Raw genomic sequence first — 12,767 nt, 5'->3', positions numbered from 1 at the left:
GGGAAGCTCTCAGCCATGCATACCGATGTGGCCGAACGACAGTTCCAGCAGGCCCCCACGGGCTGGCGGGCCAGAGGGGGCACGCGGCCGGGATCGCCGGGGCGGGCGGGGCGGGCGGGACGGTCGGGACGGGCAGGCTGGCGCTGGCTGCGGCGCCTGCCGCTGCGCCTGTTGCTGGCTTTCCTGCTGGTCATTGAGATCTATCCGCTTTTGTGGCTATTGCTCTCGTCTTTCAAGGAGAACGCCGAGTTCTCCTTGAGGCCCTTGTGGGCCTTGCCCGAGGGCCTGCACTGGCAGAACTACCTGGCGGCCTGGACCACCGGCAACATTGGTCTGTACTTCCTGAACAGCGTTCTGACGGTCTTCCCTTCGCTGGCGCTCATTCTGCTCCTCAGCGTGCCCGCCGGCTTCGCCCTGGAGGTGATGCGCTGGCGCGGGCGCAATGCCGTGCTGCTGCTCTTTCTGGCGGGCATTATGGTGCCGCTGCAGATCCTGCTGCTGCCGCTGTTTACTATCTACTTTCACCTGCAGCTGATCGATACGCGCTGGGCCTTGATCATTACCTATACCGGCTTCGGTCTCCCGCTGACGGTCTTTCTGATGGCCGGCTACTTCAAGGCCATTCCACGCGAGCTGCTGGAGGCGGCTATTCTGGATGGCGCCGGCCTCGCCCAGGTGTTTTTCCGCGTGGCGGTGCCGCTGGTGAGCAACGGGCTGGTCACGGTGGCCCTGGTCCAGTTCTTCTTTCTGTGGAACGATCTGTTGTTCTCGCTGACCTTCATCAGCAGCGACAGCCTGCGCACTATTCAGACCGGCCTGCTGAATTTCTCGGGAGAATATGGCCAGGTAGCCTGGGGTCCGACCTTCGCGGCGGTGAGCCTGGCGGTCTTTCCTACGCTTCTGCTCTACCTGCTGCTCAACCAGCGCGTCATCAAGGGATTGACCGCCGGCGCGCTCAAGGGCTAGGCCCCCGCTGGGAGCGGCCCCTGGTTTTCGCGATCTCTAAGGCTATCGGTTGGCCTGTCTGCCTATCTGTCTGCCTGTCTGTCTGTCTGTTCGCCTATCATCTATCCACCCATCCATCCATCTTACCTTTAAATAAAGAGACCAGAAGGAGTGAGCATGAGCGATCGCCAAGGATCTGGCAAGGGGAAGGATACGGCGCCGCTCGCGGGAGCCGGCGCGGACGCTGAGGTACGGGTGTGCCGTGTGCGCTTCGAGCACGTGCGGGAGGCCCTGGGAATTGGGACCCCCAGGCCCCGCCTGAGCTGGCAGGTAGAGACCGCGCTGGCGAACTGGCATCAGGCCGCCTACGAGCTTGAGGCATACGAGGAGAGCGGGCGCCTCTGGGCCAGCAGCGGGCTGGTGCGCTCGGGGGAGTCGCATCTGGTGGCCTGGCCGTTCCCTCCTCTGCGTTCGCGCCAGCGTCTGGCCGTGCGTGTGCGAGTGGAGGGAGGCGACGGCAGTCGCTCGCCCTGGAGCGAGCTGGTGCCGGTCGAGGCTGGGCTGCTGCAGCCCTCCGACTGGGAGGCTCGCTTTATCACCCCCGACTGGGATGAGGAGAGCGAGCGGCCTCAGCCGGCTCCGCTGCTGCGCCGCGAGTTTGAGGTCGCGCCGGGGCTGCGCGCGGGGCGCCTCTATATCACGGCCCTGGGCGTCTACGAGGCCCAGCTCAACGGGCACCTCGTCGGCGACCAGGTCCTCGCCCCCGGCTGGACCAGCTACGATCAGCGACTGCTCTATCAGACCTACGATGTGACGGCGCTCCTGCGCGAGGGGCGCAACGCCTTGGGGGTGATGCTGGGCGATGGCTGGTATCGCGGGCGTCTCGGTTTTCACGGCGGGCGGCGCAATCTGTATGGCGAGCGCCTGGCTTTACTGGCTCAGCTAGAGCTGCACTACGCCGATGGGCGCTGCGAGCGCGTGGTCAGCGATCTGAGCTGGCGCGCCTGCGAGGGTCCCATTCGGGCCAGCGATCTCTACGATGGCGAGGTCTACGATGCGCGCCAGGAAAAGGACGGCTGGTCGGAGCCGGGCTATGCCGACCATGACTGGCACGGCGTGCGCCTCCTGGACTGGGATCTCGGGCGCCTGGCTGCCCCCGAGGCTCCGCCGGTTCGGCGCACCGCTCTGCTCGCTCCCCAGGCCATCCTGACCTCGCCGAGCGGGCGCACCATCCTTGATTTTGGGCAGAATCTGGTTGGGCGCCTACGTCTGCGCGTGCGCGGCGCGGCGGGCCAGCAGCTCACCCTGCGCCACGCCGAGGTGCTGGAGCAGGGCGAGCTGTGCACGCGCCCGCTGCGTACGGCCCGAGCAACTGACCGCTATATTCTGCGCGGCCAGGGCCTGGAGACCTGGGAGCCGCGTTTCACCTTCCACGGCTTCCGCTATGCCGAGGTTGAAGGCTGGCCGGGCGAGCTGCAGCCGGCTGATATCCAGGCCGTGGTCTGTCACTCCGATCTGGAGCGCAGCGGCTGGTTCGAGTGCTCCGAGCCGCTGCTCAACCGCTTCCATGAAAATGTTGTCTGGAGCATGCGCGGCAACTTCCTGTCCATTCCAACCGATTGCCCTCAGCGCGACGAGCGCCTGGGCTGGACCGGCGATATTCAGGTCTTTGCGCCGACGGCCTGCTTTCTCTATGACTGCGCCGGCTTCCTCTCTTCGTGGCTGCGCGACCTGGCCTGCGAGCAGACGGCGGAGGGGATCGTGCCCTTTGTGGTGCCCGACATTCTCAGGCGCATTCCGGGACTGCCGGGCGAGCAGCCCATCCCGGCGGCAGCCTGGGGCGATGCGGCCGTGCTGGTCCCCTGGACGCTCTATGAGCGCTATGGGGACCGCGAGCTGCTGGCGCGCCAGTTTGCCAGTATGTGTGCCTGGGTCGATCTGATCGCTCGCCTGGCCGGGGAGAGCTACCTGTGGCAGTCTGGCTTCCAGTTCGGCGACTGGCTGGACCCCGCTGCTCCGCCGGAGCAACCGGCGGCGGCGCGCGCGGCCCCGGAGGTCGTGGCTACGGCCTACTTTGCTCGCTCGGCAGAGGTTCTCTCGTGGGCGGCGGGGGTGCTGGGACGGCGCGCGGAGGAAGAGCGCTACCGCCGGCTGGCGGCCCGCGTGCGAACGGCCTTCCAACAAGCTTACGTTCGTCCCGATGGGCAGATCCTGAGCGATGCGCCAACGGTCTACGCGCTGGCCCTGCATTTCGATCTGTTGCGCGACCCAGAGCTGCGCCAGGCAGCGGGCCGGCGCCTGGTCGAGCTGGTGGAGGCCGAGGGCTACCATATCTGTACGGGCTTCGTGGGCACGCCCATCATCTGCGACGCCCTCTGCAGCGTCGGAGCTGCGGAGGTGGCCTTTCGCCTGCTGCTCCAGCGCGAGTGCCCTTCCTGGCTCTACCCGGTGACGATGGGCGCGACCACCATCTGGGAGCGCTGGGATAGTCTACGGCCCGATGGCTCGCTCAATCCCGGAGAAATGACTTCCTTTAATCACTACGCCCTCGGCTCGGTGGCGGACTGGCTGCAGCGGACGGTGGCCGGCCTGGCGCCCGCTGCCCCCGGCTATCGTCGCTTGCTGGTGCGCCCCGTGCCCGGCGGCGGGCTGACGTACGCCGCGGCCCGTCTGCAAACGCCCTATGGTCTGGCCGCGGTCCAGTGGCAGATCGAGGATGAGACCTTCGAGCTGCAGGTCGTTGTCCCCCCGAATACGACGGCCAGAATCGTGCTGCCCGGCACCGATGCTCCCCAGGCCGAGGTCGGCTCGGGGAGCCACCGCTGGCGCGTGCCCTATCCTCCCACCGACTCCCGACAGGGCTAGCCAGCCGTCGGGACCAGGGCCGTCCGACGGGACGCTCGCTTGAGATTGGAGTGTCCAGCTTCGCCCGGCCTTCCCCTGGTGAGCCAGCCAGGAGACGGCTCAGCGCTGGGAGCGAAGGCCCTGCTGCCTCCGCAGGCGGACAGCCAGCCGCTCCCAGCGCTGGCGCAGGAAGCGCAGGCGCTCGGGCGATGGTGGGCGATTGCCATAGCGCTCCTCCAGGTAGGCTCTTGTCAAGTGCTCGCCAAACTCGCTCAGCTCCGGCTCTCCCTTGGTCATCTCGCCGTGCCCTAACTGGCGGCGGAGGCGCTCCAGATATTCGAGCGCTGTCTCGGCGGGATGACGTACCCAGCGCTGGTCTCGAGCAGCCAGCGCCTCCAGCCAGGCCCGATAGAGCCAGCGCAGCGAGGTCGGGGGCAGGGCCTCCACGGCGAGAGAGCTGGCGCGCTCTCGCCCTCTCGCCCGCCGCCGCTCGCCAAGAACCTTCAGCGGATTGAGCATCTCCCGTTCCTCGTCGACCTCGGGCCTCGCGGCTCGCCAGTGTCCGAGGCGCAGCAGGCGACGCACCATCCAGAGGAGGGCGAGCACGAGCAGGAAGAGCACGAGCAGGCGACCCGCCAGGAGAAAGGCCGGCGGCACGAGCCAGCCAGATCCCGACGCTGGCCTCTGCAATTGCTGATGCAGCCTGGCCGGAGAAAGCAGTCCTGGCGCGGAAAGCCTCCCTCCATGCTGCAGCGCGGCCACGATCAGGGCCGCCAGGTCAAAGAAGGGCGTCAGAAGGAGCACAAGGAGCCAGAGGAGTCCCTCGCTCAGCCAGTCCCAAAGACGGGCAAGACCAGGCGTCAGCCAGGCAACCAGTGTCTGAAATGTAGTGAAGGAAAAGAGCATCTCCAGCAGCGCGACCAGGAGCAAGATCAGGAGGGAGAGCAGCACCGACACGAGAAGCCAGGGGCGCAGCGGGTCACCGGGGAGTCCTTGCGCGCGTGGCTGACGGCGCAAGGCGCTCAGGCGAGCCAGCGAGAGCGTCAGCAGGCCGGAGAAGAAGAAGAGCGGCCAGGCCAGAGCGAGAGCGGCCTGCAGGTCCTGCCAGGAGGCCAGCAGCGCCAGCCCCAGGATGGCCAGCAAGAGCAGGAAGCTGAGGCGGAAGGAGCGGGCCAGGGCCTCATGCTCGAAGCCCAGCCGGCTCCAGGTCAAGGCCCGACGCCAGAGCCAGACCAGCAGCAAGGCGACGAGCAGGCCAAGCGCCAGATCCTGCCCGGCCAGCAGACGCGGCAGCAGAAGTCCACAGCCAGAGAGGAGAGCCAGCAGCAAGGAGAGAAGCAGCGCAAAGGCCCGCCAGCGAGTCCGATCCGGCTGGCTCCCGGTCCAGGTCTCGACGGCCCAGGCCCACCAGAGCAGCAGCAGCTCCCCCAGAAACGCCAGCCAGTCGCTCTGCGGGAAAGAGAGCGGCCAGGGCGGCGGCCCACTCTCCAAAAGCCTGGCGCCCACCTGCAACAGTAAGCTGACCGGCTGGGCCTCCATCAGGGAGACGCTCAGTGGTAGGGCCAGCCACTCAAGCCAGCTCGTCGGAGCACGTTGGCCGTGGCTGCCTCCTGGTTTCCATTTCGACGCCAGCCATCTGGCATAACTCATGCCATTGCTCCTTTCCCTGGAGATGCCGTACGGGGATCAGCCCGGCGGCCTTCTGCACGGCCGCCGCGGCGACCTCGTCTTCTTCGCCGACCAACACAAGCTGAGGCGCTAGCCCGCGACGGCGCAGCTCTAGCAGGCATTCAACCGTGCTCTCTTGCAGCACCGAGGCCGCCGTTATCAGCAGCAGGGTTCCTCCTGCTGGCAGCGGCAGACTCTCAGGCTCCAGCAGCGGATCGATGGCAGCCCCCATATAGGGCAGGAGGCGCGCCAGCGTCCTCAGCAGAAGCAGCTCCTGCTCGTCACCACGGGCGCAGGGAACAGCCACGCGCGCATGATAGGTGGCTTGGTCGCTGCGTACCAACTGGCGCCCCTCCTCTGGCCCGGTCTGGCGCTCGTCCCAGGGCGCCAGCAGGCTGTTGACGAGCAGTCCCACCTGATAGCCGGCCTGCAGCCCCCAGACAGCCAGCGAGGCCGTCAGGCTGATGAGCAGCTCCTGTAGCCCGGCATCGATTCCCATCCACGGCTCGCGGAAGGTATTGATGTTCAGCGCCAGTAGCAGACGGGCCGTGCTGGCCGGCTCAAAGAGCTTGCGATAGAGGCCAGCCCCGCGGGCGCTCGCTTTCCAGTGGAGGTAGCGCGGGTCGTCGCCCGGCTGATAGGGGCGCACGCCGGCGAAGCGCAGAGGATCCTCGAGCAGGCGCAAGAGCGAGGTCTGCGTTCCGAGGGGAGCCAGGGTTGTCAGCCCGAAGTCCGCCAGGGGGAGCACCTGGGGATAGACGAGGAGCCGCACCTGCCGCTCAAGCAGTTCCTGGCGGATAAGCCAGCCAAAGGGATCACCGGTGCGCACCAGCAGCGGCCCCAGGCTGTATACGCCGCGCTGGGGACAGCGCAGACGGTAGCGACGCCTGACGCGCTGATACCCCCAGATCGCCAGCCCATTTACAAGCAGGGCGCGATTGGCCTTGTAACTGGGGAGGCTGCGCCCGCTCAAGAGAGGCAGTTGCCTGGGGATCTCGATCTCGACCTCCAGCCACGGCAAGGGCAAAAGCTTGCGATTCTCGGCCCTCAGCGTCAGCGTGACCTCCTGACCGAGGGGGACGGCGCTCCGATCAAGCTCCAGGTCCAGCCGCAGGCGCCACAAGGAACGCCGATACCACAGCTCCGGCACCAGGCCGCAGACCAGGGCAAAGAGGGCGGCCAGAAAGACCAGTGGCTGCCGACTGACGGCGCTCAGCAGCAGGAGAGTCACGGCCAGCCCGTACCAGGGACGCCGCTTGAGAAGGGTTTCACGCGCCATCTGCGTCGCCTGGGGGTGGGAACCATCGCTCATGAGCGCTCGCCTCCCACTCCCAGGCCCGGGTGCTGGCCGAGACCCCAGCCCCGGGAGCGGGTCGTTGGGTTGAGGGTTTCGACGGGCACCGGGATCGTCTCCAGGATCTCTTGCAGCACCTGGGCGGCCTCCTGGCGCTGCAGCCGGGCCCGCGTCGTAAGGACCAGGCGATGGGCCAGGACCATCGGAGCCAGATACTTGATGTCGTCTGGCAAGACGTAGTCGCGTCCGCAGAGAGCGGCATAGGCGGCACTGGCGCGCTGCAGGGCCAGCGTGCCGCGCGGGCTAACGCCCAGACTGATGGCCGGATGGCTGCGCGTGGCTCGCACCAGGGCCAGTAGATAGCGCTCGACCTCTGGTTGCCAGTAGAGATGACGGATCTCTTGCTGGGCGCTCAGAATGGCCTCCGCTCCAGCGACCGGCTCCAGCTCCTCCAGCGGCTCCGCCGCCTTAAAGCGGTGCAGCATCGCCAGTTCCTCTTCTTCCGTCGGATAGCCAAGCGGCAGGCGCAGCAGAAAGCGGTCGAGCTGGGCCTCCGGCAGGGGAAAAGTCCCTTCCAGCTCGATGGGGTTCTGGGTCGCCAGCACAAGATAGGGCCGCGGCAGGGGCCTTGTCTCGCGTTCAACCGTGATCTGCCGTTCGGCCATTGCCTCGAGCAGGGCGGCCTGCGTGCGCGGCGTCGCGCGATTGATCTCGTCGACCAGGACGACGTGGCTGAAAAGGGGTCCGGGACGGAAGACGAAGGTGCTGCTGGGCTGCTCGAAGTAGGTGATGCCGGTCAGGTCGCCGGGCAAGAGGTCGGGTGTGCCCTGAATGCGCTGAAAGCTGAGGCCCAGCGAGCGCGCCAGGGCCTTGGCCAGCAGCGTCTTGCCGACCCCGGGCACATCCTCTAGCAAGACATGCCCGTCGCTGAGCAGGGCCACGAGCAGGAGATCGATCAGGGCCTCTTTTCCAACAATGACGCGCCCGATGTTGGCCCGCAGCCTGGCCGCCAGGGCTTGCAGACGTGCACTGACCGGCGCGGCAGATTCGTCGTTCATAGAGCAATACATCTCCTCGTTCTGTTTTTCGTCCTTTGGAGCGTCCGCCTGAGTAAGGATCTGGCACCATCAAAAAAGCTTCTACAGCCCTGGCTGCCGAGGGATGTAGAAGCTATCAGCGCCAACCGACGCGTATAAGGCGAGCTTCATCGCCTTGCTCTCAGTTGTGCTATCGACAGTCACCGGAATGTCTGATCAAAGCCATCCATCCAGCCAACCGCTGTCGGCCTGATCCTGGTCCCTTTCCCCGGGGAAGGGAGCCGCCTCCGGGACCGGGACGGGGGAGCTTCTCCGCGCAGGCCAACAGTTCCTGGTTGGCGCGCGCTCGTTCTTCGATCGACCCGTCCCTCTTGCGAACCTGAACCGGCTCGCCCGTCGAGAACCTCTCGGGAACGCGCCTGAACGCTCCGCCGAGCACAAGCAAGGATATTCAGTCGCGGTCAAGCGACCAGCCGCATGCCCAGGAACGCCGGCCTTCGGAGAGGTCTTGTCGCTCGACCGAGCCACAGCCGGAACACACTTGACTGGCATACTGATGATTCAAAAACGGCCCTTTCCTCCCAGCTTCTTCCGCCTGCCCGGAAGAGCACCGTTGTCCCATCGCCCAACCACCATCGACAGCACTTTTACGGCATCCATCCCCCACGTGAATGACGGGGTGGTTTCTGGCAGCCTGGCAGCAGGCTCTGTAAGCCGCCCCTCGCCACCGCATCATGCCGATGGACACCGAACCCGCGGCTCTGCCTTCAGCGGGGGATGCCCGTGATCGGATCGGCATTGCCTTCCAAACTCAACACGTCTCTTGCTGTTCCTGGCACACCTCAACAATGGTCTGTTTCAACTGGGCTGTCGCCTCTCTTCCCTACCAGCGCCTCCCGTCGCTATCTGGGACACCAGACGACCTGATACTTGCAGGAGCAGCAGACATGCCGGTTTGACTGGCAGGCTATCTTTGTGTCTATCCAGGCATCATACGGCAACGTGCTCCTTCATGTCAAGCAATCTCCTCAATCAGCCTCTAACAGGGAAGACACCTTCTATCTCTACCGCCGAAGCGAAGGGTTCGACAGATCAGCCTGATAGCTCACGGCACTTCTCAAAGGGAAGCCGCCCGTCTTGCCTGAGAGATAGCCCGAAAGCACCCTTGACACCCTGCGGCTGGTATGCTATTCTTCCCGTGAGGAATATAGCAACTTGCGATGAAGCCCGCTTATCGCCGCAAGGCTGATGGCTTCTACCCGGCATGGAAAAGGGGTCCATGCTGAGTAGAAGCCTTTTTTCATGGGCCGCGGTTGCTCATAGGGGAGCCGTCTCTTTGGGGCCATTGGGAGGCGGCTCTCCCCTTCCTCTCCTGCCCAGGTGGCAACGGCTCCCAGCCGCACGTTGGTCCTCCCCAAAGCCGGCCCAGCCTCTCCCTGTTCGTCTGCTTGCTCGCCAGCTCTTCAGACCGGGACAGGGAAGGGACCTTTTGCCGCTCAGGCGAGTCTTTCCTCGGTCACTGGCGAGGCCGAAGCAAAGACCCGCGCATAGAGGTCGCGCGCGTGGCCTGTTCTTTCCGGCTCCCCCTCTACCATGCGGAAGGTGCGCCTGCCGTCCGGCAAACGCTCGGCCCTCAGGAAGAGCATCTCGGGCCGGCGCTCGCGCTGGCTGGCGAAGTCGTGGGCCAGCGTATAGAGATGGGTCACGTAGCAGACCGTCACACCGTGCTCGACCAGGGCTGTCACGATCTGGCGCGCCAGCTCAGAACCCTCGCGCTCATTGGTGGCAGCCAGGGACTCGTTGAGGAGGAGCAAGGCCCGCGGCCTGACCTGGTCGACGATGGCACTCAGGCGGCTTAGCTCTTCCTCAAGCTTGCCGCGCCTGAGGGCGGCATCTTCACGCCGGCGGAAGTGGGTGAAGAGGCCCGAGCAGAGGCTGGCCCTGAAGACGCGCGCTGGCACAAACATGCCACTCTGCAGTAAGAGTTGGGCCAGGCCCAGACTGCGCAGAAAAGTCGACTTCCCTCCACGGTTGGCCCCCGTAATGATGATCAGGCGCTTGCCATCAGCCTGGCAATCGTTGGCGACGATGGGCGTTGATTGAGTGAGGGCCAGAGCGGGATCGTAGAGTCCCTCGAATGAGCGCTGTTCCTCCTCCGGGGAGGCCACCGTAGGAAAGCAGATCGGCAGGCCACGGGCTGTCAGTTCCTCTGCCAGGTTGAGGCAGCCAACATAAAAAGCCAGCTCGCGGCGCAACAGTTCGAAGAAGCTCAGAATGTGCTCGGTAGAACGCGCCAGAGCATTGGCTACCTGGTTGAGGCCACGGTTACGCAGCTCGGTCAGGGCGCGGGCTCCGGCTTCATCGCGTTCAGGAATGTGGAAGGTATAGCTGGCCGTGCGCCCGCCCAGACCCAGGAGGCGGGCGAACCAGGTACCCTGCGGCGCGGCAGGGCGGCGCATCGTGTAATCACGACCTTTGTTCCCCTGGCCCAGACGCGCGCTCAACAGGACCCCATGGCGAAGGTGCAGCTCACGCAGGTGCTGAGCGATGCGCTCCAGATAGGCATCGCTCAGCTCGCGGCGCAGCATGGCCCACAGCTCGCGAAAGCCCTCTGAATCGAAGGTTTCTGCCCGCTCATCGGCCAGGGCGCGCAGCCTGCGCAAGACTGCCAAGAGCTGCTCCAGAATCTGGACCGAGCGCATCAGGATCAGACCAGGATCTTTGAAAAAGATGAAGGTGGCTTTGCGCTCACTCTCCAGGGCCTCGATGGTGAGCTGGTAGAGGGAGCGAATCAGGGCCGGCTGGCGCAGACAGTCCTTGAGCACAGCTTGCCGATAGAGCACAGTCTCCAGGTCGTTGGTCAGACTGGAGAGCAGGACTCGCCTGGCGACTTCGAACAGGAAGCGATCGCCACGGGCCATCGCCCCTAGCAGGGTCTCTAGCGCCAAATCCTGGATGAGATCAGCAGCCTGCGACGGCAAGGGCTGCGCGCTGTCAAGGTCGCGGTCGCGATAGAGAAGATGAGCTTTCATGCTTGCAGACGCTCCTTGAGACAGGCATAGGTCAGGCGATATTTTTGGGCCAGGGCCAGAGCATAAGCCAGGCCGTCGGCTGGCCGCCTCTGCAGACGAAAGGTGCGGCGGGCCGGATCTTCTGGATCCACTTCCGCCACCATACTCACGGTCTGCTCGCTGTAGGAAGCCAGCTCGTCAAGAAAGGTCACCCAGACAGCGAGCACATCCAGAGCCAACAGGCGCTGCAGAAGCTGGCGCGAGAGGAAGAGGGCATCCTCCAGCGTGGTGGCGCTGAAAATCTCGTTGAGGATGATGAGGCTGGCCGGCGTGGCCTCTTCCAGCATGGCGCGCAGGCGTACGAGATCGTCTTCGAGCTTGCCGCGCAGGTTCTCGATCCTCTCCTCTCGTTCGAAATGGGTGAGGATGCGGTCGGGCAGAAAGAGGCGGGCCTTGCGCGCCGGCACGGGACAACCGAGGGCGGCCAGGTAGTGCAGTTGGCCTATGGCGCGGGCAAAGGTGGTCTTGCCGCCCTGGTTGGGACCAGTGACGATCAGGAGGCGCTCCCGCCCCTCAAGGGCAAAGCTGTTACAGACAACCTGACCCTGCTCTCGCTGGAGCAGGCCGGCCAGGGCCAGATCAAAACAATCTTCGGCCACGCTTGTCTTGTCTTCCAGCGAGAGCTGAGGATAGCAGAAAGGCAGACCCCGCCGGCGGAAAGCGGCTATATAGTCGAGATAGGCCAGGTAGAACTGAATTTCGCGCTCGAAGGTAGCGATGGTCGCGTCGAGATAGTGCTGATGGCGGCGACAGTAGTCGGTGAGCTGGGCGAACACCGCGGGATAGAGACGAGCCACCAGCTCGAGAATCTGAGCCTCGACGTGGTTCATCTCCTGCCACTCGATCAGCTTGACGCTGTAGTCTTTGACTGCCCCCTGCTTGAAGCGGGCGAAGGTCTCCTCAATCTGGGCGCTGTAGTCCTCTTCGCCGGCGTAGGCTTGCACCGTGATCGTCTCGCCTTTGATGCGCAGGCAGTAATGCACCTGGGCCAGAGCCGCCTTGAGTGCCTCGGTCTCGCGCTGCAGGGCCAGAAAAGCGGGCGAGGCCAGATAGTCCCGCAGGTAGCCCTGGAAGGCTCGCAGGCCACGCGACTCGACGGGGAGCAGCCTCAGCTCCTGCTCCAGGCCGAGAAGGGCGTGACAGTAGTGATCAATGGCATCCAGCCACCAGCGCTCTTGCTGGCGACGGTAGTAGAGCTTCTCGGCCTGCTCCCGACACCTATGCATATCGCGCATCTTACGCGAAAAGTCCTCGAAGAGAGCGAAGATCGCCGGTTTTTCGAGATCGCGCATGACCTCCTGGCGGTAGGCAATGAGGTCGAGATCGCGCAGGGGAAAGTGGAAGAATGGTTCGAGCTGATAATCGGCTTTGGGGGCGATGATCGACTCGATGAGGCGCTCAAGCTGAAGGTCGCTGAAGCAGGGAGGCTGAGGGCTGGCCTCAGCCTGGCGACCTTGCTCGCTGTCAGCAAACAGGATGCTGCGAAAGACCATCGTTTTGGCAAGCCTCCGGGATGGACTGCTCCTCCCCCGTTTCCCGAGCCAGGATGCCTTCCGGCCCAGAGGAGGCGAGAGAGGAGAAAGGCAGAAGGATCGTCGGATCAGGGTCACGGCCAGGCCTTGGGCGGGCTTAGCGGGCACTGCGGAGCGGCAGGGTGCGGCCAGGCAGGCGCCCCGCATAGGTGAGGGCAGGTCACGAGGTGGCCTCAATAAAAATAGCTCCTACGCACCAGCCTCACCGCGCGCCGGCAGGGACCGGCGCTCAAGGCCGTGAGTAGAAGCCATCAGCCAGGCTTCGCGGCCCTCCTCTCCTCTCTCTCCATCAGCGGAGGAGGGCGTCAACGAGCTGGCGCTTAGCGGGCCTCATCGCTATACACTTGTGCTCTGTCTGACACCGGCGTCTCTTTCT

7 protein-coding genes and 1 riboswitch are annotated in these 12,767 nt (G+C 65.0%); of the genes, 2 read left to right on the top strand and 5 right to left on the bottom strand.

All coding sequences use genetic code 11. The features are described from left to right. Positions 1-15 precede the first annotated feature (15 nt). Complete coding sequence (locus ACFMO7_RS15555; protein WP_376796409.1) at positions 16-966, top strand: carbohydrate ABC transporter permease; 951 nt, start codon at positions 16-18, stop codon at positions 964-966. A gap of 156 nt (positions 967-1,122) precedes the next feature. Continuing rightward, on the top strand, positions 1,123-3,810 hold the full coding sequence (locus ACFMO7_RS15550) for a family 78 glycoside hydrolase catalytic domain (RefSeq protein WP_376796408.1): 2,688 nt from the start codon (positions 1,123-1,125) through the stop codon (positions 3,808-3,810). 99 nt (positions 3,811-3,909) lie between these two features. Here ACFMO7_RS15550 and ACFMO7_RS15545 read toward each other — a convergent pair whose 3' ends face one another. From ACFMO7_RS15545 to ACFMO7_RS15525, 5 genes are all read right to left on the bottom strand, one after another. Then, complete coding sequence (locus ACFMO7_RS15545) at positions 3,910-5,439, bottom strand: DUF4129 domain-containing protein (RefSeq protein WP_376796407.1); 1,530 nt, start codon at positions 5,437-5,439, stop codon at positions 3,910-3,912. Continuing rightward, on the bottom strand, positions 5,360-6,769 hold the full coding sequence (locus ACFMO7_RS15540; RefSeq protein WP_376796406.1) for a DUF58 domain-containing protein: 1,410 nt from the start codon (positions 6,767-6,769) through the stop codon (positions 5,360-5,362). Before ACFMO7_RS15540 ends, ACFMO7_RS15545 begins: the two co-directional genes overlap by 80 nt. Continuing rightward, entirely contained in the window at positions 6,766-7,809 is a 1,044-nt protein-coding gene (locus ACFMO7_RS15535) for an AAA family ATPase (protein WP_376796405.1), read from the bottom strand. The genes ACFMO7_RS15540 and ACFMO7_RS15535 overlap by 4 nt, the downstream gene beginning before the upstream one ends. A gap of 99 nt (positions 7,810-7,908) precedes the next feature. After that, positions 7,909-7,972, bottom strand: a riboswitch (Fluoride riboswitch). Between the two features lie 1,312 nt (positions 7,973-9,284). Then, the gene (locus ACFMO7_RS15530; protein WP_376796404.1) at positions 9,285-10,820 is read right to left on the bottom strand and encodes a DNA mismatch repair protein MutS; all 1,536 of its coding nucleotides are present in this window, start codon (positions 10,818-10,820) and stop codon (positions 9,285-9,287) included. Beyond that, positions 10,817-12,352: a DNA mismatch repair protein MutS gene (locus ACFMO7_RS15525; protein WP_376796403.1), complete on the bottom strand. Its 1,536-nt coding sequence runs from the start codon at positions 12,350-12,352 to the stop codon at positions 10,817-10,819. Before ACFMO7_RS15525 ends, ACFMO7_RS15530 begins: the two co-directional genes overlap by 4 nt. Between the last annotated feature and the right edge of the window lie 415 nt (positions 12,353-12,767).

This window comes from Thermogemmatispora sp. (genome assembly GCF_042408735.1).
Taxonomy (GTDB): domain Bacteria; phylum Chloroflexota; class Ktedonobacteria; order Ktedonobacterales; family Ktedonobacteraceae; genus Thermogemmatispora.
This window is presented reverse-complemented; position numbering and strand designations above follow the sequence as displayed.